The sequence below is a fragment of the Pasteurella atlantica genome (assembly GCF_963693435.1).
Classification (GTDB): domain Bacteria; phylum Pseudomonadota; class Gammaproteobacteria; order Enterobacterales; family Pasteurellaceae; genus Phocoenobacter; species Phocoenobacter atlanticus.
The window spans coordinates 253666-278639 of sequence record NZ_OY856306.1; the positions used below are offsets into that span (position 1 = coordinate 253666).

The 24974-nt window shown below is 35.6% G+C and carries 17 protein-coding genes, 2 tRNA genes and 1 CRISPR repeat array; of the genes, 6 read left to right on the forward strand and 13 right to left on the reverse strand.

What is annotated here, in order from left to right; genetic code table 11:
• Positions 1-368: 368 nt before the first annotated feature.
• Positions 369-1913 (reverse strand): protein kinase family protein, encoded by a 1545-nt coding sequence (locus U9966_RS01185; protein ID WP_306346781.1) that lies wholly within the window; start codon positions 1911-1913, stop codon positions 369-371.
• 250 nt (positions 1914-2163) lie between these two features.
• Here U9966_RS01185 and csy1 point away from each other — a divergent pair, with 250 nt between their 5' ends.
• From csy1 to cas6f, 4 genes are read left to right on the forward strand one after another with little or no spacing between them, the layout of a single operon-like run.
• The gene (gene csy1 / locus U9966_RS01190) at positions 2164-3552 is read left to right on the forward strand and encodes a type I-F CRISPR-associated protein Csy1 (RefSeq protein WP_306346782.1); all 1389 of its coding nucleotides are present in this window, start codon (positions 2164-2166) and stop codon (positions 3550-3552) included.
• Complete coding sequence (csy2, locus tag U9966_RS01195) at positions 3549-4484, forward strand: type I-F CRISPR-associated protein Csy2 (RefSeq protein ID WP_306346783.1); 936 nt, start codon at positions 3549-3551, stop codon at positions 4482-4484. Before csy1 ends, csy2 begins: the two co-directional genes overlap by 4 nt.
• Positions 4485-4512: 28 nt before the next feature.
• On the forward strand, positions 4513-5517 hold the full coding sequence (csy3, locus tag U9966_RS01200; protein WP_306346784.1) for a type I-F CRISPR-associated protein Csy3: 1005 nt from the start codon (positions 4513-4515) through the stop codon (positions 5515-5517).
• Between the two features lie 3 nt (positions 5518-5520).
• A complete protein-coding gene (gene cas6f / locus U9966_RS01205; RefSeq protein ID WP_306346785.1) occupies positions 5521-6180 on the forward strand; it encodes a type I-F CRISPR-associated endoribonuclease Cas6/Csy4 in 660 nt (219 codons plus the stop codon).
• 135 nt (positions 6181-6315) lie between these two features.
• Positions 6316-6766: a CRISPR direct-repeat array (repeat unit 29 nt; unit sequence GTTACCTGTGGCATACACAGCTTAGAAAT).
• A gap of 66 nt (positions 6767-6832) precedes the next feature.
• Here the strand turns inward: cas6f and U9966_RS01210 are convergent.
• Both U9966_RS01210 and U9966_RS01215 read right to left on the reverse strand, forming a co-directional pair.
• A tRNA-Cys gene (locus U9966_RS01210) sits at positions 6833-6906 on the reverse strand.
• 18 nt (positions 6907-6924) lie between these two features.
• Positions 6925-7000: transfer RNA gene (locus U9966_RS01215), tRNA-Gly, on the reverse strand.
• A 249-nt stretch (positions 7001-7249) separates the two neighbouring features.
• Here U9966_RS01215 and U9966_RS01220 point away from each other — a divergent pair.
• Together U9966_RS01220 and lon are read left to right on the forward strand one after the other, a co-directional pair.
• Positions 7250-7546 carry a YbaN family protein gene (locus tag U9966_RS01220; RefSeq protein ID WP_306346786.1) on the forward strand — a complete coding sequence of 99 codons (297 nt, stop codon included), beginning with the start codon at positions 7250-7252 and terminating at the stop codon, positions 7544-7546.
• A gap of 86 nt (positions 7547-7632) precedes the next feature.
• Positions 7633-10029, forward strand: coding sequence for an endopeptidase La (lon, locus tag U9966_RS01225; RefSeq protein ID WP_306346787.1), 2397 nt, complete (start codon positions 7633-7635; stop codon positions 10027-10029).
• A gap of 400 nt (positions 10030-10429) precedes the next feature.
• Here lon and U9966_RS01230 read toward each other — a convergent pair whose 3' ends face one another.
• From U9966_RS01230 to secE, 10 genes are all read right to left on the reverse strand, one after another.
• Positions 10430-11653 (reverse strand): IS256 family transposase, encoded by a 1224-nt coding sequence (locus U9966_RS01230; RefSeq protein WP_306346788.1) that lies wholly within the window; start codon positions 11651-11653, stop codon positions 10430-10432.
• Between the two features lie 142 nt (positions 11654-11795).
• On the reverse strand, positions 11796-12275 hold the full coding sequence (locus U9966_RS01235) for a deoxycytidylate deaminase (protein WP_229577165.1): 480 nt from the start codon (positions 12273-12275) through the stop codon (positions 11796-11798).
• Between the two features lie 145 nt (positions 12276-12420).
• Positions 12421-16683 (reverse strand): DNA-directed RNA polymerase subunit beta', encoded by a 4263-nt coding sequence (gene rpoC / locus U9966_RS01240; RefSeq protein ID WP_306346789.1) that lies wholly within the window; start codon positions 16681-16683, stop codon positions 12421-12423.
• Between the two features lie 141 nt (positions 16684-16824).
• A complete protein-coding gene (gene rpoB / locus U9966_RS01245; RefSeq protein WP_306346790.1) occupies positions 16825-20856 on the reverse strand; it encodes a DNA-directed RNA polymerase subunit beta in 4032 nt (1343 codons plus the stop codon).
• A 309-nt stretch (positions 20857-21165) separates the two neighbouring features.
• Positions 21166-21528, reverse strand: coding sequence for a 50S ribosomal protein L7/L12 (gene rplL, locus U9966_RS01250; RefSeq protein WP_115316251.1), 363 nt, complete (start codon positions 21526-21528; stop codon positions 21166-21168).
• A 65-nt stretch (positions 21529-21593) separates the two neighbouring features.
• On the reverse strand, positions 21594-22085 hold the full coding sequence (gene rplJ / locus U9966_RS01255; protein WP_211597794.1) for a 50S ribosomal protein L10: 492 nt from the start codon (positions 22083-22085) through the stop codon (positions 21594-21596).
• 345 nt (positions 22086-22430) lie between these two features.
• A complete protein-coding gene (gene rplA, locus U9966_RS01260) occupies positions 22431-23126 on the reverse strand; it encodes a 50S ribosomal protein L1 (protein WP_306346791.1) in 696 nt (231 codons plus the stop codon).
• 3 nt (positions 23127-23129) lie between these two features.
• Positions 23130-23558, reverse strand: coding sequence for a 50S ribosomal protein L11 (gene rplK, locus U9966_RS01265; protein ID WP_115316247.1), 429 nt, complete (start codon positions 23556-23558; stop codon positions 23130-23132).
• A 187-nt stretch (positions 23559-23745) separates the two neighbouring features.
• Positions 23746-24321 (reverse strand): transcription termination/antitermination protein NusG, encoded by a 576-nt coding sequence (gene nusG, locus U9966_RS01270; RefSeq protein WP_306346812.1) that lies wholly within the window; start codon positions 24319-24321, stop codon positions 23746-23748.
• A 22-nt stretch (positions 24322-24343) separates the two neighbouring features.
• Positions 24344-24757, reverse strand: a complete 414-nt coding sequence (gene secE / locus U9966_RS01275; protein WP_306346792.1) for a preprotein translocase subunit SecE — start codon at positions 24755-24757, stop codon at positions 24344-24346.
• Positions 24758-24974: the final 217 nt, after the last annotated feature.

Consider the following 24974-nt stretch of genomic DNA (forward strand, 5'->3'; position numbering starts at 1 on the left):
GTGTGGGAGTTGGTTCTGTTTTACTAAAGAAATTTATAATTAAGAAAAGTAAGCATCAAAATTGTAAATTTCTAACTGAATATAACCGCTATATTTTATTAGTAATCAACGTAACCAATTGATATATAAATATATTGTAGAGACAGGGCATGCCCTGTCTATGAAATATTAAATTTGTTAATTTTTTATTTGAGCTACCCGCTATATTTATGCCTAATAATGTTTATGAGAATTTTCAAACCAAGCAACGGGCGGATATACGCAACTTGCTAAACTTATCCCTATGTCAATTAATATAATCTATTGATTTATTATTAGATTTTAAATATTATCTTGTTCTAATTAAAGTATGATTTTGCCCTATACTTTTACAAAGAAAACTTTATTTCATTGGCAAATTTTCCTTTAGTAATTTCCTCGTATTTCTTTACATCATCAATGTTTAATCTATTAGCATCAAGTACATTTCTCATTAAATTTATAGATGGTTCCCGATTATATATATTTAAAGGAGTGCCAACAGGAGCGACCATATAAACAAATTCCTCTAATTTTCTATATCTTTCAGGAAATTCATCACAATTAAGCTTTAAACTTTCTCCATCTTGTGTCTCAAAGTAACCATTTTTGGTATCTTCTAAACTAAGATATATTGACTTTTCTTTCCAAAAACGAGCAATATCTTCTTTTTCATATTGTGATTGAGATATATTCCCCTGATTATCATGTACTTTAAATCGTTCACTTGGATCTGCTACAATAAGAAAAAAATTTTTTTGTATTGCATGTTCATTTCTATATACAATCAATTTTTTAATACTCATTTCACAATTTCGAGTGATCCATTGGCTATCACCAATAGAATCTATTGTATTACAATCCCAGTCACCGCCCTCTAAATCCATCATCCAGAACTTTGATGGAATAATCTCATTAAAATCAGATAAAAACTTAGCAATCTTTTTCTTATCTGATGTTTCTTCAATATTGTTTATTTTTGTAAAGTTTTTTCTGATAAGATCATCCAGTTGGTAGATAGCTTTCCAATAATCATGCTTATATTCCTTTTGTTTTTCAAAAAAAGTTTGAATATCTTTGAATGATTGTGGTCTATTTTGAGGATTATCTTGTAGACAGTAACTAATAAAATTATCAATAATTTTTAAGCAATGATCTTTATTTGCATCTATTTTTTTACGGTTTTCTCCTCTCGTTGGTTCTCCTGTAAAATACCATTGTATAGTTTGTGCAATAGCAAAATAATCCCAATTTTTTTCTGCATCCAACTTACTATTAAGCTGCTCTTTAGGTGCAAAACTCCAGTTTGCAAGTCTATCAGATTTTTTTGTATTAGCATTTTTTACTAACACTTCAGGAAATTTAGCAATTCCCATATCTCCTAAAACAAATTCCTCTATATCACTATCAAAAAAGATATTTTGTGGTTTTATATCTCTATGAATAATGTTATATGAATGCAAATGTTTAACTGCACTCATTAAATTTTTTAAAAGTTGTTTCCCATTATCGATATACTTTACTGACAGAGACATTGATTTACAATTATTTTGTAATTTACTTTCATAGTATTTCATAATAACGATAAAATATCCTTCTCCATCGATTTCTATTTTGTCAAAATGATAGTATCTTGCCAAATTTTTATGAGTTGGAATTTGTTGCATACAAAAAAATTCATCTTTAAATCTTGCTTCTGATGAACTATCCATTTTTTTAAGAAATTTAATTGCAAATTTTTGTATTACTGAGTTTCCTTTTTTTTCAAAAAGAAAAACTAGACTATTACCTCCCTCACCTAATGGTTTCTTATAATCAAACCTCCCTATATTTGTATCAATAAATAGCTTTCTTTTTAATTTTTGAATTAAAGAATCGTTGTTTGTTGTTGTCATATATTATTCCTCTAGATTAATTTTAAAAGTTAATTATCTCCATTAACCGAAACCCTTAATATATTTATTCTAAATCCATCTACTCGATGGGTTATCTAATTTTATTTATATAACTTTCTAAGCCATCTCTACGATGTGCATACATAATAAAGAATTTTGCAACTTTTTCAAATATTATATATATAACGGTTGATTATTTTGTTGGTGTATGATTATAATATGCTTAAAGTTTAAACAAAGGAGAACCCAAATGCCTCAAATTCCTTCAGAACTTACCCAAAACGCTGTACAAAACTTCTTAAACAGTCAATTCAATAAAAAAACCGAAAAAGAGCAAAGGCAATTAGAGAAAGCGAAAGAAAGTGATAGCAGTGATCAAATTGCAACCTTACAAGAAAAACTTTCAAAAGAGCGAGAGAAATACAGTTCTGCTATATGGCTAGAAAACGCAGCCAATAAAATGGCAAAACAATTGTATTTTGGTACGCATATTTCTAAAGGTGTTCATCCTGATGCCAAAGGTGATAATATTAGTTTTCAGTCCGATCACCATTTGCCTATTGAAATAGTAGGTTCTCACAGTATCAAAAGTGATTATATCGATGCTAATGGAAATGCAGCAGCTTTACCGTTAGCGGCTTTTTTTGATTTTGTTGTTGGTGAGTTCGCAAATAAACAGGTGAAAATTCGAGATCTTATTTTAGAAGATAATGCGGATTTTATTGCTTCATTATCTAGTGATCAAACAATAGCAACAAATTATCATCAAGCATTTAAAGAGGCTTTACAAAATACTGTGACCTCACCTATCACTCACGAACGAAACAAACAGATACTGTGGGCAACTAATTCTAATGTAGCAGGGAGCATTGAAGATCTTAGCTATCATAATATCGTCCCTCTTTATCCATCAGTTTTAACCCACAAGTTATATCAACGTATCAATACTTTAAAATATTCTGAAGAAAATAAGGAAGCACAAGAGAATCGCTTTAAAAAAACAGCGGAGCAAAAACCTTATGTTACTTTATCAGATTTAGCGAGTGTTCAATTAGGTGGCACAAAGCCTCAAAATGTGAGTTTGTTAATGAGTAAGCAAGGAGGTAGAAATTATCTACTCCCCTCTATACCACCAACATTTTCACAACGGTATCGTTTTAATGTATCCAAATCTGCTAGAACCATTTTTAATAAAAATTTAGCTTATCAATGTTACAAACCAATAGAGCAGTGTTTTCAGGTTGTTAAAAGTCCTAAAAATACTGTTGATATACGTGATGCAAGAAAATTCGCTATTGATGAGATTTTGCATATTTTATTCTCTATTTCTACCTATATAAAAAATACCTACCCTGCTGGTTGGTCAAAAGATTATCAACTCGATTATAACCAAAAATTATGGCTAGACCCTTTGCGTGCTAATTTAGAGGGTGAAGAAGAGTTTGCAGAAGATAGAGAAGATCTTGAGTGGCACTTAGAGATTTATCGACAATTTGCGAATTGGCTAAATAAGCTTATTCAGGATAAATTTCCTCATCTCAAACACGATACGGGTAAGCCTGAATATAATGAGTGGCGACGTGAAATAATGGATATGAAAAAACAATATGAACGAGCGGGTAAAGGAGTGTTTCTATGAATATCAATAAACAGGTTGCTGGCTACTTAGTTTTTCATAAAGTCCAAATTAGCAATGCAAATAGTATATCTAGCCCCATTACTTATGGTTTCCCTGCTATTACTGGTTTTTTAGGTGCATTCCATTCAATGTCTCGTAAAATGATGGCTATGGAGGAGTGGCAGGCGTACAGTTTGGGTGGTGTGTTACTTGCTTGTTATGACTGTCAACCTCAAATCTACAGAGCTAATAAATATAGCAACTACACTTTTAATCAAAGCCGTAATCCAATTAAAAAAGATGGCAAAACGGCGTCTATTATTGAAGAGGGAAAATGCCATCTCACAATGAGCTTTGTTATCGAAGTATTAGGCACAGAAGATCTTTCTATAGAAGAACAAAAACACCTTATTGAGCAAAGCTCACAGTGGATTTTACAGCAACGTATTGCAGGAGGCAGCACTCAAAGATTGGCAAAGGTTGATTTTTTAGATAATGGTTTACACGATGTAGTTCCAATGCTAATGCCTGCTTTTGTTTTAATGGATGCACAAAAGGATTTTGAGGAAATTATTACAGAATTGCAAAAAGTCGATCCGAATGTGACCGCTTTAGATGCCCTTATTGATGTTTGTACTTTACATCATATTCCAGAAGAGGTGCCAAATAAAAAAGGACAAACTGAAATTGTGTGGAAAACTACCTCTCAAAAAACAGGACGAGGCTGGCTTGTTCCTATGCCGATTGGTTATCAAGGTATTTCACCAAAATATGATGCAGGGCTTATGCAAAATATTAGAAATCCTGAATACCCGAGCCAATATGTTGAGGCTGTATATGGTTTAGGAGAATGGGTTTATCCTCAGCGATTAACTGATAATATTAAAAATGCTTTTTGGCATTATTCTTACAATGAAGAACAATCTTTATACCTTGTTACACAAAATATTTAACTAAATTTTTATCCAATAGGAGTACATAATGAGCAAATTAACAACCGCAAGCGTATTAGCTTTTGAACGTAATCTTGATATTTCTGACGCATTTTTTGCACAAGTTGATAGTACAGCAAAAAATAAAAAAACTATTGCAGTTAGCATTAAGGAAAAATCTGTTAGAGGAACAATTAGCAATCGGTTAAAGAAAAAAGATAAACAGGATGCTGAAAAAGATCATACAAAGTTAGATGCAGAAATACAAAATGCGAATTTACAACGAGTAGATGCCGCAGCTTTAGATGAAAGTTGTGATACTTTATTAGTTAGCTGGAGCTGTAAAGTATTACCTTTTACAGGAAAACCAAATGTGTGTAATGATCAAGATTATCAAAAAGCTCTAGAAAAAACTGTTGCAGATTATTTAAGTACGCAAGGTGTTGCAGAACTTGCACGACGTTATGCTATTAATATTGCCAATGCTCGTTGGTTATGGCGTAATCGTGTTGGTGCAGAGAAAATTAAAGTAAAAGTGACTTGTAACCAAGACGAGTTTGAATTTGATGCAAAACAAATTACGCTACAAAACTTTGATATACAAAATGAGAATATAACCAAACTGGCAAAACTTATTGAGAAAGGATTGATTGGAGAAAGCTTTATTATTTTATATATCACAGCAACGGCAAAAATGGGCTATGGGCAGGAAGTCTACCCATCACAAGAGTTAGTGCTAGATACGGGTAAAACTAAGAGTAAAGTATTATACGAAATTAACGGTAAAGCAGGTATGCACTCACAAAAAGTAAGTAATGCTATTCGTACTATTGATGATTGGTATCCTGGAGCAGAGTTTCCAATTGCCATTGAGCCTTATGGTGCCGTAACAACAATGGGAAAGGCTTTCCGCCAACCAAAACAAAAAATGGATTTTTATACTCTCTTTGATGATTGGGTGTTAAAAGGAAAAGAACCTGATGTTGAACAACAACATTATGTTATTGGTGTGCTTATTCGTGGTGGTGTGTTTGGGGCAAGTGGTAAGGAGTAACAAATGAATTACTACCAAGAAATTACCTTGATCAAAAATGCAGATATTTCTCTTTATTTTATTTGGTCAAAAACTTTCACTCAACTCCATTTAGCATTGGTTGAACAAGCTAAAAAAGTAAATGGGGAGAGTGCAAAAACATCAGATATCGGCGTCAGTTTCCCTGAATATCGATGTTTTGAAAAAGAAGGGAAAACAGTTGCTACTTTAGGATCAAAACTACGTATTTTTGCTCAAACACAACAGGAACTCGAACAGTTAGATTTTAAAAAATGGCTGGAACGCCTTGCTGATTATGTTCATTGTTCTAGTATTAAAGCCGTACCCGAACAGGTAAGTTATATTTGTGTCAAACGTTTCCGACAGGAAAAAAATCGAGATCGTCAAGTTCGTCGTTATGCAAAACGCCATAACAAAACTTTTGATGAGGTTAAGACTGAGCGAATTGCACAAATTATGCAACAAAAAAATTTAAGTCGAGAAAAGGCATTGATCCGTTATTATAATCCTCCTCTTGAATTACGCCCTTATATCAAATTAAAGAGTGAAAGTAATCAAAATGAATTTTCTTTACAAATTGAGCAAATAGACGTAGATACGTATCAATCTGGACAATTTAATACTTATGGATTAAGTAGCACAACAACTGTCCCAAATTGGTAAAATACCCTTTATTTTTAGTCCAAACAAAAACACCTTAATTATCAGATAGTTAGGGTGTTTGGTTCTTTGGAAGGTATTTTTGATAATTTCTCTATGATATGTTGATAAATAAGGGTTTTGGATTTAAAACGTCTGGTTACCTGTGGCATACACAGCTTAGAAATAAAATTGGCTTGAATGATTATATTTTATTAGGTTACCTGTGGCATACACAGCTTAGAAATAATTATTCTATTTTTATTTCTTTCTTTTTCTGTTACCTGTGGCATACACAGCTTAGAAATGGTGCTGGTAAGACTCTTTCAACTATTGACGGTTACCTGTGGCATACACAGCTTAGAAATAGTTAAATTAGCAGTAGGGTTATTCTAAATATGTTACCTGTGGCATACACAGCTTAGAAATTTGTTTTTGAAAATAAAGCCACTTGTTGGATGTTACCTGTGGCATACACAGCTTAGAAATCTCAATTGATTTTGCCATTCTATGATTAAATCGTTACCTGTGGCATACACAGCTTAGAAATGCTGTATAAATTGCATCAGCACTAGAACTATGTTACCTGTGGCATACACAGCTTAGAAATCCCTTTTTCTGCAAATTTTTATAGACTACTTGGAAAATATTGGAGTTTTTTGATTAAAGTAAAAAATGGAGGTACGCCCCGGAGTCGAACCGAGCTACATGGATTTGCAATCCAGTGCATAACCGCTTTGCTAGCGTACCATCATATTGAGTATAGAATGGAGCGGGAAACGAGACTCGAACTCGCGACCCCGACCTTGGCAAGGTCGTGCTCTACCAACTGAGCTATTCCCGCTTCAAATATATGTAATTGAATTACATAATAGAAACTGGAGAGTATTCTACGGATATTTAAATTAGTGTCAAACTAAATTTTTACTAATTTAAATTAGGTGATTAAAAAAAATCCTTTTTATCATCAACTTAAATCATTTTCCTAAAAAATGAAACTATTGTTTATTGTAATTTATAATCATTTCCTTTTATAAGGAAGTAAATGATATAATGCATAAAAATTTGAGGCAAACTTAAAAAATAATAATTTATGGTTAAATACAATATCAAAACAATACTCTTCTTTACTTTAGGATGGCTCTTTGTTGCTTTGGGTATTATTGGAATAATCGTTCCTTTAATGCCAACGACCCCTTTTTTACTTGTTGCACTAATCTGCTTTTCTCATAGTTCATCACGTTTTCATTTATGGTTACTTAATCATCCTATTTTAGGTAAACCATTAAGGGATTGGAATGAAACACGGCGTATTCCTACTTATGCTAAAGTATTAATGTCCGTTATGATCACTGTCAGCTTTACCATTTTAATCTATAAATATGTGTAGAAATGTATCCATAACTCATTTTTTACTTGAGTTATTAAAATCTACCCCCATAATAGTTTAATTCCTAAATAGAAAGAGTTTAATTTATGGCAAAAAAGAAAAATATCATTAATTTACCAATGCTTCCATTAAGAGATGTTGTAGTATTTCCATTTATGGTAATGCCGCTTTTTGTTGGGCGAGAAAAATCCGTTCAAAGTTTGCAAGCCGCAATGGAAAATAACAAGCAATTGTTTTTAGTCACTCAAAAAGATCCTAGCAGTGAAGATCCTGAGATAAACGAACTTTATGATGTTGGTGTAATCGCAAATATTATTCAAATGCTTAACTTACCTGATGGCACAGTAAAAGTGCTCGTTGAAGGACAACAACGCGCTAAAATAAACTATGCAAGTGATAGTAAAAATGGACTGATAGCAAATGTTGAACCATTAATTTCAGAGACTCAGGATAAACAAAATGAATTGCAAGCTATTGCAAGAACAACATTAGTGGAATTTGAGAACTATATAAAAAATAATAAGAAAATATCCCCTGATATTTTACCAAAATTGAAAAAAATCACTTTTGAGGAACGTTTAGCTGATACTATCGCAGCAAATTTAATTGCGCCAACTAATCGTAAACAAGAGTTGTTACAAGAGATTAATCTTGTTGCTCGCTTTGAGGCTTTACTCATCACAATGGTCACAGAAATGGATACCTTAGAAACAGAAAGCCGTATCCGTAATCGTGTTAAACAACAAATGGAAAAAAATCAGCGTGATTACTATTTGAATGAGCAAATTAAGGCAATCCAAAAAGAGCTAGGTAATGGTGAAGATCAAGAAGCAACAGAATTAGATCAGCTTAAAGAAAAAATTACAAAAGCAAAAATGCCAAAAGAAGCTAAAGAAAAAGCGGAAAATGAACTAAAAAAATTAAAATTGATGCCTCAAGGCTCTTCAGAAGCAACGGTTGTGCGTGGCTACATTGATTGGTTACTACAAGTGCCTTGGCATAAGCGGTCAGTTGTAAAGAAAAATTTGCAAAAAGCACAAGAGATATTAGATAAAGATCATCACGGCTTAGAACGTGTTAAAGAGCGTATTTTAGAATATCTCGCAGTACAAACTCGATTAAATAAATTAAAAGGACCTATTTTATGTTTGGTAGGACCTCCTGGGGTAGGAAAAACCTCACTAGGACAATCGGTTGCTAATGCTACAGGACGTAAATATGTTCGTATGGCTTTAGGTGGTGTACGTGATGAAGCTGAAATTCGAGGTCATCGCCGTACTTATATTGGCTCAATGCCGGGGCAATTAATTCAAAAAATGGCAAAAGTTGGTGTGAAAAACCCGCTTTTCCTACTAGATGAAATTGATAAAATGGCTCAAGATATGCGAGGCGATCCAGCGTCTGCATTACTTGAAGTACTAGATCCAGAACAAAATAAAGCCTTTAATGATCACTATTTAGAAATAGATTATGATCTTTCTGATGTAATGTTTGTAGCAACCTCAAATTCAATGAATATTCCACCTGCTTTATTAGACAGAATGGAAGTTATTCGTCTTTCTGGTTATACCGAAGATGAAAAAATGAACATTGCTAAAAAACATTTAGTTGAAAAACAAAAAGAGAATAATGGTTTAAAAATAAACGAATTAAATATTGAAGATAGTGCTATTTTAGATATCATTCGTTACTACACACGTGAAGCTGGTGTACGAAATTTAGAACGTGAAATTGCAAAAATATGTCGAAAAGCAGTAAAAAAATTAGTACTAAATAAAAAACTAAAATCAATCACTGTTAATGCAGATAACCTTGATGCATTTTTAGGTGTGAAACGTTTTGATTATGGCAAAATGGATTCTCAAAACCGCATTGGTGAGGTAACTGGATTGGCGTGGACAGAAGTTGGTGGAGACTTACTCACTATTGAAACTGCTTCAGTCATCGGTAAAGGCAAATTCTCATTTACAGGTTCTTTAGGTGATGTAATGAAAGAATCAATCCAAGCTGCAATGATCGTTGTTCGTTCACGTGCTGAAAAATTAGGAATTGCTTCTGATTTTTATGAAAAACGTGACATTCACGTACACGTCCCAGATGGTGCAACGCCTAAAGATGGCCCGAGTGCGGGAATAGCGATGTGTACAGCTCTAATTTCTACTTTAACAGGTAACCCTGTTCGAGCAGATGTTGCGATGACGGGTGAAATTAACTTACGAGGTAAAGTATTACCTATCGGTGGTTTAAAAGAAAAATTACTTGCAGCACATCGAGGTGGTATCAAGACAGTAATTATTCCAAAAGAAAATGAAAAAGATTTGGAAGATATCCCTGATAAAGCGAAACAAGATTTAGCTATTCATCCAGTTGAAACTATTGATGAAGTCTTAAGTATTGCTTTGGAAAAAACACCAGAAGGTATTGAAATTATTCCAAACCCACACATTAAATTAAAGGCAAAAAATACTTTAACGGTTCAATAAATATAGAAAATGACGCTAAAAAGTTACTTAAAGGATTATATAATAAGACGTTAAGTAACTTTTATGAATGAATACAAAAACAAAAAATTTAACCATTGAAGAAAAATCCAATATTTTGGAATATTATTTCTTTGATAAAAGAACATTCTACAACTTGTCATAAACTTACAACGAAAATTGGTATTAAGAGATATAATGCTTGTGATATCGAGTATTTTTCTTTCTAAAAGTGAATTAGTATAAAAAACTCAATTTGGAGACTGTCTCTTAAACTGTGTAACTGCACTTTAGTTAAAGTTAGTTAAAGATATAGCAAAGATAGTATAAAGTGGCATAATAAAATAATTCTGTGCCACTTTGTTTTAGATTATTTCGTAATGAGAGAGGAGGAATTGTTATGTCAAATTATAATGCTATTGCTATAATCAGCTAAGCGATCATCAAACTCAATCATAAACTTATTGAGTGCTAATTTCCAGTCCCTAATTGGCATTGTCCATTTTTTAGAGGCATTTTGAATAGCCAGATAAACGACTTTTTTCGCAGAATCATCCGTTGGGAATAATTTTCTCTTATTGATGACTTTGCGAATAACACTATTTACAGACTCAATAGCATTCGTCGTATAAATGGCTTTTCTTATATCTTCAGGGTAGTTAAACAAGGTATTCAGCTTATCCCAGTGTTTATACCAAGACCGTGATATTTGCGGATATTTATCGTCATAAGTATTCGCAAAATTTTCTAATTCCTGTAACGCTTCATCTTCCGTTGCAGATTGATAAATTTTCTTTAAATCTCGAGCTACCGCTTTATAATCCTTATAAGGTACATATTTCATTGAATTACGCACCATATGGACAATACAAAGCTGGATTTTTGTTTTTGGATAAACGGCATTAATCGCATCAGGAAAGCCCGTTAAACCATCTACACAAGCAATAAGGATATCTTTTACACCTCTATTTTGTAATTCAGTCAGCACCCCTAACCAAAATTTAGCCCCTTCATTTTCAGATATCCACAAGCCTAAAAGCTCCTTTTGTCCTTGCATATTAATGCCTAAGGCAAGGTAAATTGCCTTATTAATCACACGTTTATCTTGACGGACTTTGACAACGATGCAGTCCAAATAAACAATAGGATAGACCTCATCAAGCGGGCGAGATTGCCACTCTATAACATCATCTAATAGTGCATCTGTCACACGTGATACCAGTGTAGGTGAGACTTCAGTCCCATAAAGGTCTGACAAGGTTTCAGTGATTTCACGGGTACTCATTCCTTGTGAATATAAATAGATAATTTTTAAGTCTAGAGTGGGGACTCTTGTTTGTCGTTTTTTGATAATTTCAGGCTCAAAAGTTCCTTCTCTATCACGTGGGGTATCGATAGAGAACTTCCCCTCTTCAGAATATACTGTTTTGGTTGTAACGCCATTTCTAGCGTTACTTCCTTTACGTGTGCCATTCTTTTGATAGCCTAGATGTGCATCTAATTCAGCATTGAGAGATTTCTCAAAGAAACGTTTGTGCAATAGCTGAGTCGCATTTGCGATATCTTCTTGAGAATCTAGTTGTTTAAGTAGTGCATCGATTTGGTTGGTTAAATTTACTTTTTTCATATTGGTATCCACCTTAATGTTTTTTGTATATTAAAGCAGATACACAGTTATTTTTATAGTCTCTCAATTTGCAATAAATAAGCTTAGTATTTTCAATCTGTTATTTTGCATTTTGTAAATTTTCTTTAACATCTCACCGCTATCATTTATCAAAATAAAGTTCTATCTTCTCTTTTTCCGTTTGTAATTGTCGATATTTTACCCCTGCACTATCAAGCATTTTCTGTGATGCTTTTTGAGTATCCGTATGTGCATATTTATTTGATAAATAGACCACTTCTTTAATGCCACTTTGGATGATTGCTTTACTGCATTCATTACAAGGAAAAAGCCCAACATAGATAATACAATCTTTTAAGGATTTAATACTATTTAATATGGCATTAAGTTCTGCGTGGCAAACATAGGGGTATTTGGTATCAAGTAAATCACCTTCTCTTGCCCAAGGGAAATCCTCATCTTTACACCCAGCAGGAAAGCCATTATATCCTACTCCGATTATTCGGTGATCTTGATTCACAATACAAGCCCCCACCTGAGTATTAGGATCTTTACTTCTCATTGCTGATAGGATTGCAATCCCCATAAAATAGCAATCCCAATCAATATAATTTTTTCTCATAATAATATCCTATAATTTTTTAAAATTTATCATCTTGCTCTTTTTAATCTAAGCTATTAATTTTCTAAAATCAATATAAAATCTATAAAAAAACCCCTTACGTTTTAGTAAAGGGTTTATTTATATTATTTAGATATCAATTCAATTAATTATCTAAACCTGCATTTAATAACGCAGCTAAACTTTGAGCTGCTTCATCTGTTGCAGAAGATTGCTCTGTTGCAATTACAACAGGTTGCTCTTCAGACATCGCTACTGATGTTAGATCTAGCTTAACTTCACTTTGTAAACGTTTCTGAGCACGTTTTTGGTGATACGCAAAACCAGTACCCGCAGGAATTAAACGACCAACAATTACGTTCTCTTTTAAGCCTCGTAATTCATCACGTTTACCCGCAACAGCGGCTTCAGTAAGCACACGTGTTGTTTCTTGGAACGATGCAGCAGAAATAAAGGATTCTGTTGCAAGTGATGCTTTGGTAATACCTAATAATTCACGTTGATATTCAACCAATGGTTTACCTTCTGCTTCACGTTTACGGTTCACAATTTTCACTCGTGCCACTTCAACCTGTTCTCCATTTAGGAATTCAGAGTCATATGCGTTTGTGATAATTCCTTTACGTAACATCTGACGAACAATTACCTCGATGTGCTTATCGTTAATTTTTACCCCTTGTAAGCGGTAAACTTCTTGCACTTCGTTTACAATATAATCCGTTACTGCGTGAATACCACGTAAACGTAAGATATCGTGAGGCATTTCAGGACCATCGGAGATTACATCACCTCGTTGGATCATCTCACCTTCAAACACATTAAGCTGACGCCATTTTGGAATCATTTCTTCATATGCTTCGCCTTCTGCTGGTGTAATCACTAAACGGCGTTTTCCTTTGGTTTCTTTACCAAATGAAATAATACCTGAGATTTCTGCTAAGATTGCTGGTTCTTTTGGTTTACGTGCTTCAAATAAATCTGCTACGCGAGGAAGACCCCCTGTAATATCCTTAGTTCCCACAGATTCTTGTGGCATACGAGCTAACGCATCACCCACTGAAATCTCAGCACCATCTGTTAAGCTAACAATAGATTTACCGGCTAAGAAATAGTTAGCTGGCACATCGGTACCTGGAATCAATACATCATTGCCTTTTTTATCCACCAGTTTTAATGCTGGACGCAAATCTTTACCTGTAGCAGTACGTTCACCAACATCTTGTACAACAATGGATGATAAACCTGTCAGCTCATCCGTTTGACGAGTAACAGTCACACCATCAATTACATCGCTAAACTGAATAAAACCACTAGCTTCTGCAATAATTGGTAATGCGTGAGGATCCCAGTTTGCAACGACTTCACCCGCTTCAACTTCTGCTCCATCACCTTTAGAAAGAATAGTACCATAAGGCACTTTATATTTCTCTTTAGTACGACCAAAGGCATCAATAACCGTTATTTCAGTAGTACGAGAAGTAATGACGAGTTTACCATTTTTGTTAGTTACAAATTTTGCGTTCGCCAGTTTTAATGTCCCTGCAGTTTTCACCTGAACGCTAGATTCTTTCGCTGCTGCTGATGCCGCACCCCCGATATGGAACGTACGCATCGTTAACTGTGTACCCGGTTCCCCGATTGATTGTGCTGCGATAACCCCAACTGCTTCACCTTGGTTGATGATATGACCACGAGCCAGATCACGTCCGTAACATTTTGCACACACACCGAAGTCTGTATCACAAGTTACTACTGAACGAACCTTAATTACATCAACAGATTCAACATCAATCACATCACACCATTTTTCATCAAGTAATGTATTGCGAGGAATTAAAATTTCTTCTGTTCCAGGTTTAACAACATCTTCGGCAACTACTCGTCCTAATACTCGCTCACGTAATGGTTCTTTAACATCACCACCTTCAATAAGCGGTGTCATTACAATACCTTTATCTGTTCCACAGTCATCTTCAACAATCACTAAATCTTGTGCCACATCAACTAAACGACGGGTTAAGTACCCAGAGTTTGCTGTTTTAAGTGCTGTATCCGCAAGACCTTTACGTGCCCCATGGGTTGAGATAAAGTACTGAAGTACATTTAGACCTTCACGGAAGTTTGCCGTAATTGGTGTTTCGATGATCGAACCATCTGGTGCTGCCATCAGACCACGCATACCTGCAAGCTGACGAATCTGAGCTGCTGAACCACGTGCTCCTGAATCTGCCATCATAAAAATACTATTGAATGAAGGTTGTATTTCTATTTCACCTTGGCGGTTTTTAACTTCTTCTGTTGAAAGATTTTCCATCATCGCTTTTGCAACACGCTCATTAGCGGCTGCCCAAATATCGATGACTTTATTGTAACGCTCACCTGCCGTAACTAAACCTGATTGGAACTGTTCTTGAATTTCCGCAACTTCCGTTTCTGCTGCTGAAATAATCGATTGTTTTTCATCAGGAATAACCATATCATCGATACCCACTGATGCACCACTACGTGCCGCATAAGCAAAACCGGTATACATAATTTGGTCAGCAAAAATAACACTCTCTTTCAAACCTAAATGACGATAGCTTTCGTTAATTAATTTTGAAATGGCTTTTTTACCTAATGTTTGGTTAAACAGTGCAAATGGCATACCTTTTGGTGCAATCATCCATAAAATTGCACGACCCACAGTTGTATCGACTAAATTCGTTGTTGCAACATAGTTACCACTTTCTGATTTTTGATATTCCGTAATACGAACTTTAACACGTGCGTGTAATTCTGCTTGACCTGTACGGTACGCTTTTTCGGCTTCACGTGGATCTAAGAAATACATCCCTTCACCTAACGCATTGATATTTTCACGCGTCATATAGTAAAGACCTAATACAACGTCCTGAGAAGGTACGATAATTGGCTCACCATTTGCAGGAGATAACACGTTGTTGGTTGACATCATTAACGCACGCGCTTCCAATTGAGCTTCAAGTGTTAATGGTACGTGAACCGCCATTTGGTCTCCATCGAAGTCCGCATTGAATGCCGCACAAACTAATGGGTGTAACTGAATCGCTTTACCTTCGATCAACAATGGTTCAAACGCTTGGATACCCAAACGGTGAAGTGTTGGTGCACGGTTTAATAAGATTGGGTGTTCACGGATAACTTCTGCTAAGATATCCCAAACAATCGGCTCTTCACGCTCAACCATTTTCTTCGCCGCTTTGATTGTTGAAGCAATGCCACGACCTTCTAATTTAGAGTAAATAAATGGACGGAATAATTCCAACGCCATTTTTTTCGGTAAACCACATTGGTGTAAATGTAAATATGGACCTACGGTAATTACCGAACGACCTGAATAATCTACACGTTTACCTAATAAGTTTTGACGGAAACGACCTTGTTTACCTTTGATCATATCCGCTAATGATTTAAGTGGACGACGGTTTGAACCCGTAATTGCACGACCACGACGACCATTATCTAATAATGCGTCTACAGACTCTTGTAGCATACGTTTTTCGTTACGTACGATGATGTCTGGTGCAACTAAATCTAATAAACGTTTTAAACGGTTATTACGGTTGATTACACGACGGTATAAATCATTCAAATCTGATGTTGCAAAACGACCACCATCAAGTGGCACTAATGGACGTAAATCTGGTGGTAATACAGGTAATACTTTTAATACCATCCACTCTGGTTTATTACCAGAATACTGGAAAGCTTCCAATACTTTTAAACGTTTGGTGATTTTTTTACGTTTGGTTTCTGAATTGGTTTCTTGTAATTCTTCACGCAACATTTCACATTCGTGATCTAAATCTAACTCACGAAGTAAATCTTGGATACCTTCTGCACCCATTTTTGCTTCAAATTCGTCACCCCAACGCTCTTCAGCTTCCCAGAATTGTTCTTCTGTTAATAACTGTGCTTTTTCAAGATCAGTCATACCTGGCTCTACAACCACATAAGATTCAAAATAAAGCACACGTTCAATATCACGTAATGGCATATCTAAAATAATACCAATACGAGATGGCAATGATTTTAAAAACCAAATATGAGCCACTGGACACGCAAGATCAATATGACCCATACGATCACGACGCACTTTAGTTTGGGTAACTTCAACACCACATTTTTCACAAATTACACCACGGTGTTTCAAGCGTTTGTATTTTCCACAAAGACACTCATAATCTTTTACTGGTCCAAAAATACGTGCGCAGAAAAGACCATCACGTTCTGGCTTAAATGTTCGGTAATTAATTGTTTCTGGCTTTTTCACTTCTCCAAAAGACCACGAATGGATCTTATCTGGTGACGCTAAACCAATTTTAATTGCATCAAAATCATCATTTGTTTGAGATTGTGATTTTAAAAACTTTACTAAGTCTTTCACTTTCTACTCCTGACAAGGAATTAAAGTTTATTTAAGGCAATGCCTTAAACAATGAAATTTTATTTTGTTGGAAGCGGTTAGATATTTTCAAAAATTTGCAAATTTTTAAGAGTATCTTACCGCTTTAAAGTAATATTTAGATTACTTTGATTCATCCAACTCCATATCAATGGCTAATGCACGAATCTCTTTCGTAATTACATTAAAGGATTCTGGCATACCTGGTTCCATATGGTGTGAGCCATCCACAATGTTTTTATACATTTTAGTTCGACCATTCACATCATCGGATTTAACCGTAAGCATTTCTTGTAGGGTATAAGCGGCACCATAAGCTTCTAATGCCCATACTTCCATCTCTCCGAAACGCTGACCACCAAATTGTGCTTTACCACCCAATGGCTGTTGAGTAACAAGACTATAAGAACCCGTTGAACGTGCGTGCATTTTATCATCAACTAAGTGATTCAATTTCAGCATATACATATAACCAACTGTTACTGGACGTTCAAATTTTTCACCTGTACAACCATCATATAAAGTAATCTGACCAGATGCTGGCAATCCGCCTAATTCTAATAAGCCTTTAATTTCACTCTCATAAGCACCATCAAACACTGGAGTGGCAAGTGGCATACCTTTACGAAGATTTTCTGCTAATCGCATAACTTCTTCATCACTAAATGTATTTAAATCAACAACTTGCACACCTTGTCCTAAATCATACGCTTTTTGAATATACTCACGTAATTTAGCAATTTCTTGTTGTTGTTTAAGCATTTGGTTGATTTGATCACCAATACCTTTGGCCGCTAAACCTAGATGAGTTTCAAGGATCTGACCGATGTTCATACGAGATGGTACACCCAATGGGTTTAATACGATCTCAACAGGCTGACCATTTTCATCATACGGCATATCTTCCACAGGATTTATTTTTGAGATAACCCCTTTGTTACCGTGACGTCCCGCCATTTTATCACCAGGTTGAATATGGCGTTTAACCGCAAGGTAAACTTTAACCACTTTCAACACACCTGGTGCTAAATCATCGCCTTGAATAATTTTGTTACGTTTGATTTCTAACTTACGTTCAAATTCTTTACGTAACTCTTCGTGCTGCTCAGCAAGTTGTTCAAGTTGATTTTGTTTTTCTTCGTCATCAATGGTTAACTCTAACCATTTTTCACGTTGTGTTTTATCAAGTTCAGCGTCTGATACACCACTTACAATCAACAAGTTGCGAACACGAGAGAATAAGCCAGCTTCAAGAATGGTTAATTCTTCCACTAAATCTTTCTTCGCTTCTTTCAACTGCATTTCTTCGATTTCTAATGCACGTTTATCTTTTTCTACACCATCACGGGTAAAGACTTGAACATCAATAACGGTACCTGAAATGCTGTTTGGTACACGTAATGATGAATCTTTTACGTCTGATGCTTTTTCACCGAAGATCGCTCGTAGTAATTTTTCTTCTGGGCTTAATTGAGTTTCGCCTTTTGGTGTAACTTTACCCACCAAAATGTCGCCACCTTTTACTTCAGCTCCCACATAAACAATTCCTGATTCATCAAGTTTGCTTAATGCAGATTCACCTACGTTTGGAATATCCGCTGTGATTTCTTCTGAACCAAGTTTCGTATCACGTGCCACACAAGATAATTCTTGAATATGGATAGTTGTGAAACGATCTTCTTGAACCACACGCTCTGAAACTAACATTGAGTCTTCAAAGTTATATCCATTCCAAGGCATAAATGCCACACGAATATTTTGACCTAAGGCTAATTCACCTAAATCTGTTGAAGGACCATCTGCTAAAATTTCACCACGCTCTACTGGTTCGCCTAAATTCACACAAGGAATTTGGTTGATACAAGTATTTTGGTTTGAACGGGTATATTTAATTAAGTTATAAATATCAATCCCTGACTCACCCGCAATAGTTTCATCTTCGTTTACTTTCACGACGATACGAGATGCATCCACATATTGGATTGTACCGCCACGTTTAGCTACAACAGCAACACCTGAATCAAGTGCAACGGCTTTTTCTGTACCTGTACCGACTAATGGTTTGTCCGCACGTAATGTTGGCACGGCTTGACGTTGCATATTCGCACCCATTAAGGCACGGTTCGCATCATCGTGTTCCAAGAATGGAATTAATGCTGCTGCCACAGATACCATCTGTTGTGGTGAAACGTCCATATATTGAATATCTTCTGGACGGAATAAACCTGATTCACCGTGTTCTCCACGAGCAGTCACATAAGTATCTGTGAAACGTAAGTTTTCGTCTAAGTTTGCATTTGCCTGAGCAATCACATACTGACCTTCTTCAATTGCTGATAAGTATTCAATTTCTTCCGTTACTTGACCATCAACAACTTTACGATATGGTGTTTCTAAGAAACCATAGCTGTTCGTACGAGCATAAACTGAAAGTGAGTTGATCAAACCGATATTTGGACCCTCTGGGGTTTCAATCGGACATACACGACCATAGTGAGTATTATGAACATCTCGAACTTCAAAGCCTGCACGCTCACGGGTTAAACCACCAGGACCTAATGCAGAAATACGACGTTTATGGGTGACTTCTGAAAGCGGGTTATTTTGATCCATAAATTGCGAAAGTTGTGAAGATCCGAAGAACTCTTTCACTGCCGCAGAAATAGGTTTTGCATTGATCAGATCTTGTGGAGTTACACCCTCTAAATCGCCTAATGATAAACGCTCACGAACCGCACGTTCAACACGCACTAAACCGATACGGAATTGGTTTTCAGCCATTTCACCCACCGAACGAATACGACGGTTTCCTAAATGGTCAATATCATCAACTTCACCACGACCATTACGAATTTCAATCAGTTTTTTCATTACGCCAACGATATCATCGCTGCTTAAAATACTTGAACCTTCTTCTCCTGGAATATCCAAAGAGCGATTAAATTTCATACGACCCACAGAAGAAAGATCATAACGATCTGTTGAGAAGAACATATTATCAAATAAGCCTTCAGCTGCTTCTTTTGTTGGTGGTTCGCCTGGACGCATCATTCGATAAATTTCAACTAATGCACTTAAACGATCTGTTGTTGAATCTACGCGTAATGTTTCTGAAATATAAGCACCGTGATCTAAATCATTGGTAAATAATACATCAATTTCTTTATAACCTGCAGCACTCAATTTAGCTAATAATTCTAAATTAATTTCATCATTTGCAGAACAAACGACTTCTCCAGTTTCAAGATCAATATAATCTTTCGCTGTAACTTTACCAACGATATACTCAACTGGTACTTCAATTTGGGCTATATTATCTTTTTCCAAGTTACGAATATGACGAGCGGTAATACGACGACCCGCTTCTACGTACACGTTGCCATTTGCTTCAATATCAAATGCAGCTGTTTCACCACGTAAACGCTCTGGTACTAACGTCATCAATAATTTATTATCTTCAATCTTAAATGTAATAGTATCGAAAAATAAATTTAAAATTTCTTCTGTTGAATAGCCTAATGCACGTAGAATGATCGTCGCGGGTAATTTACGACGACGGTCAATACGAGCAAATAAATTATCTTTTGGATCAAACTCAAAATCTAACCACGATCCACGGTAAGGAATAATACGTGCGTTATACAGGACTTTACCTGATGAATGAGTTTTACCTTTATCACTATCAAAAAATACACCTGGACTACGGTGTAATTGCGATACAATTACACGCTCTGTACCATTGATAACAAATGTTCCATTGTTTGTCATCAATGGAATTTCACCCATATATACTTTTTGTTCTTTAATATCTTTTACTGTTCCAGCAACGGCTTCACGATCATAAGTTACCAAACGAAGTTTTACTCGCAATGGAGCAGCATAGGTAATTCCACGAATTTGGCACTCACGAACATCAAATGTTGGTTCGCCTAATTCATAAGAAACGTATTGTAATTCAGTACTACCATTGTTACTTACAATAGGAAAAACTGAACGGAATGCCGCTTCTAAACCTAGTTGTCCTTCTGGATCTTTTTGGATAAACTTATCGAAAGAATCAAGCTGAATTGTTAACAAATAAGGAACATTCAAAACTTGCTGACGTTTACCGAAGCTTTTACGGATACGTTTTTTCTCTGAATAGGAATACGTCATTTTTTATATCTCTACTATTGATTCTTTAGTTGAATTCACAATCCTGCACTCAGAAGAGGCTGGAAGTGGCATAAAAAGTAAATTATTATTTACTCTTCTTAATTACGAGGTGTCGTTTTCCAACTCTGCAAGCTATAAGTCAAAAATCACTACTTATAGGGCATAAGCTGGAGAAATGGAGTTAGTTTTACTAACTATAATTCAGTAGACTAAAACGACAAAATCTACTCAAATTCTTTAAAGTACAAAAGGCTGATGGAAAAATCCACCAGCCATTGTCTCTAAAAGAGCATAACAGAAAAATCAAAATTATTTGATTTCTACTTCTGCGCCCGCTTCTTCTAATTGTTTTTTAAGTGCTTCAGCTTCATCTTTAGCAACACCTTCTTTTAAGGTTGCTGGTGCTGATTCAACTAAGTCTTTCGCTTCTTTTAAGCCTAAACCAGTTGCACCACGTACCGCTTTGATTGCTGCTACTTTATTAGCACCTGCTGCTTTTAATACAACATCAAATTCTGTTTTTTCTTCTGCTGCTTCAGCTGGTCCTGCAACTACCGCTGCTGCCGCTGCTGATACACCAAATTTTTCTTCCATTGCAGAAATTAATTCTACGATTTCAGTTACTGATTTTGAAGCAATCGCTTCAATGATTTGTTCATTAGTTAATGACATAACAATTGTTTCCTAAAATAAAAAAGTTAATAATTGCACAACTTAATCTAGTTTAATCACTAAAATTAAGCTGCGGCTTCCATTTGATCACGAAGAGCTGCAAGAGTACGAACAAGTTTGCCCGCTGAAGCTTCTTTCATTACACTCATTAATTGAGCGATTCCTTCGTCAAACGTTGGTAATGTTGCCAAGAAGTTTGGATCTTGGATTTTACCTTCAAAGGCTGCACCTTTAATTTCAAACTTATCGTTTGCTTTAGCAAAGTCTTTGAACAAACGTGCTGCTGCACCTGGGTGTTCATTTGAAAAAGCGATAAGTGTTGGACCTACAAATGCGTCTTTTAAACACTCATATTCTGTCCCTTCTACTGCACGGCGTAACAAAGTATTACGAACCACACGAATAGAAACGCCAGCTTCACGAGCTGATTTACGCAATTCAGTCATTTTACCTACAGTCACACCACGAGAATCCGCGATAACTGCAGACAGCGCACCTTTGGCTGTTTCATTTACTTCAGCAACAATTGCTTGTTTGTCTTGAAGATTTAATGCCATTGGTTTTAGCTCCTGATACCTCTGCCGTTTATCTCTCTATAACATAAGTATAAATAAATTAAGCGGTCAGATTTTTTCTAAAATTCTCAAAAATAATTTACATTACCCTTGAGGCTAAAGGTGAACAGAAGCAGAAAAAATTCTTCTATCGTTCTGACACCATCTACGCAGGAAAATTAAGAAAACACACCTACAATATTATAAGCGTTCTCACCTACGGTCTTGGACGGGACTTGAAAAAGGTCAAGCACCAACCAGAAATAGACTAAAATAGTCTAAAGGGTCGAAAATTGTAACAATAATTTTCAACCCTGTAAAGTGATGAATTTATCATCACTCAAAAAGTTAGATAGTTAATGAAGCTTGATCCACTTCAACACCAGCACCTTGAGTGGTAGAAAGGCTTACTTTCTTAACGAAAACACCTTTTGCTGTTGTTGGGCGAGCTTTAATTACTGCACCTAAAAATGCTTCTAAATTTTCTTTTAATTGCTCTTCAGAGAAGTTAGCTTTACCAATTGAAGTATGGATAATACCATTTTTATCATTACGGTAACGAACCTGACCTGATTTCGCATTTTTCACTGCTTCAGCAACGTTTGGTGTCACAGTTCCAACTTTAGGGTTTGGCATTAAACCACGTGGACCTAAAATTTGACCTAATTGACCCACAACACGCATTGCATCTGGAGAAGCAATCACAACGTCAAAGTTCATTTCGCCTTTTTTCACTAATTCAGCAAGATCGTCCATACCCACGATGTCCGCACCCGCTTCTTTCGCAGCGTCTGCATTTGCACCTTGTGTGAATACTGCTACACGCACATCACGACCTGTTCCGTGTGGTAACACAGTTGCACCACGCACGTTTTGGTCTGATTTACGAGGATCGATACCTAGATTAACTGCGACATCAACGCTTTCAACAAATTTTGCTGTTGCTAATTTTTTCAATAAAACAACTGCTTCGTTGATTTCATAAGATTTAGTAGCGTCAACACTTTCTCTAATTGCTTTCATACGCTTAGTAAGTTTAGCCATTGATTAGTCCTCCACCACTAAACCCATTGAACGTGCAGTACCTTCAATAGATTTCATCATTGTTTCAATAGTTGCACCCGTCATATCCGCCGCTTTTAATTCTGCGATTTCTTGAACTTGTGCACGAGTTACTTTACCTACTTTAGTTTTGTTAGGTACACCAGAACCAGATTTAACGCCGGCTGCTTTTTTCAACAATACCGCTGCTGGTGGTGTTTTAGTAATGAAGGTGAAAGAACGGTCTGCGTAAACTGTGATTACAACAGGAATAGGTAAACCTTTTTCCATACTGTCAGTTCTTGCGTTGAACGCTTTACAGAATTCCATAATATTCACACCGTGTTGACCTAATGCAGGACCAACAGGTGGACTTGGGTTTGCCGCACCAGCTGCAACTTGCAACTTAATATAGGCTTGTACTTTCTTTGCCATTTTTGATTTCCTCTTAATGGGTAATAACGCTAAAAATTAGCTTCCCGTTGTTATATAAAAAATATATAAAGACCGCAGATTTTAATGAATCCACGATCATTTTTCAAGCAAAACCTAACGATTTCACAAAAATATAAAAACTCACCGAAAACAAGCGGTCAGTTTTTGATAAAAATTTACAATTTAATTAACTCTGTTTTTCAATCTGATTAAAGGCTAATTCCACGGGTGTTGCACGACCAAAGATTGAAACCGATACTTTAACTCGACTTTTCTCATAATCCACTTCTTCCACTGTACCAGAAAAGTCTGCAAATGGACCTTCAGTAACACGAACCAATTCTCCTGGTTGGAAAGTGGTTTTGTGTTTTGGCTTATCAGAAGTTTCTTGAAGGCGATTTAAAATACGATCTGCTTCTTTTTGAGTAATTGGAGCAGGTCTATCCGCTGTTCCACCAATAAAGCCTAATACACGAGGCACACTTTTAACCAAATGCCACGTTTCATCGTTCATATCCATCTGTACAAGAACATAACCTGGAAAAAATTTACGCTCAGATTTACGACGCTTGCCCGCTACAGTCTCAATCACTTCTTCCGTTGGTACTAATACTTCACCAAACTGATCTTCCATTTGGTGTTGTTTAATGTATTCACGCAAAGTAATTGCGACACGAGATTCAAAACCAGAAAAAGCTTGTAAGACATACCAACGTTTATCACTCTTTGTTACTACTTCTTCTTGCTGTTCTTGTGATTCCATTTCTACTTCAACTTCACTCATTTTAGAACCTCAACTCAGTTAAAAATGTCACTAACTGAACAATGATTGAATCCATTGCCCATAAGGCTAAAGAAACCACGACGGTAATTGCGATCACAATAAAAGTCGTTTGCGTTGATTCTTGACGTGTTGGCCAAATAATTTTTCTTAATTCTAAGCGAGATTCTTTTAAAAATCTAATCGCTCTTATTCCTTCATTAGTTAATGCCGCAACAACCAAGCCTGCAACCAATAAGCCCACCATCAATAAGACGCGAACTAATAAACCAAAATGTGTTGTAAAATAAACATTTCCAACTGCTGCTACCGCTAAAAGCGTAATAGCAATTACCCATAAAAATGTATTTACACCTTTACTTTTTAATGTGATCTCTGCTGTTTTTTCAGAGACTTTCTTTTTATTGTTATTTGCCATATAAAACCTAAATTTGTGTAAAAGAAAAGATTGTTCAATTTTGAAAGCGTGTAATTCTACCATTTTCTACAGCGGTTGCCACGATCTTTTATCACTTTTTGCAAATTTTCATAAAAATGTTACCGCTTGGTTTAATATAATTCTGTATAAAAGTAGATTAGATTACCTTATTTGGTAGAAATTTTATGTCGTTCTATGAATGGATATGGGGTAAATC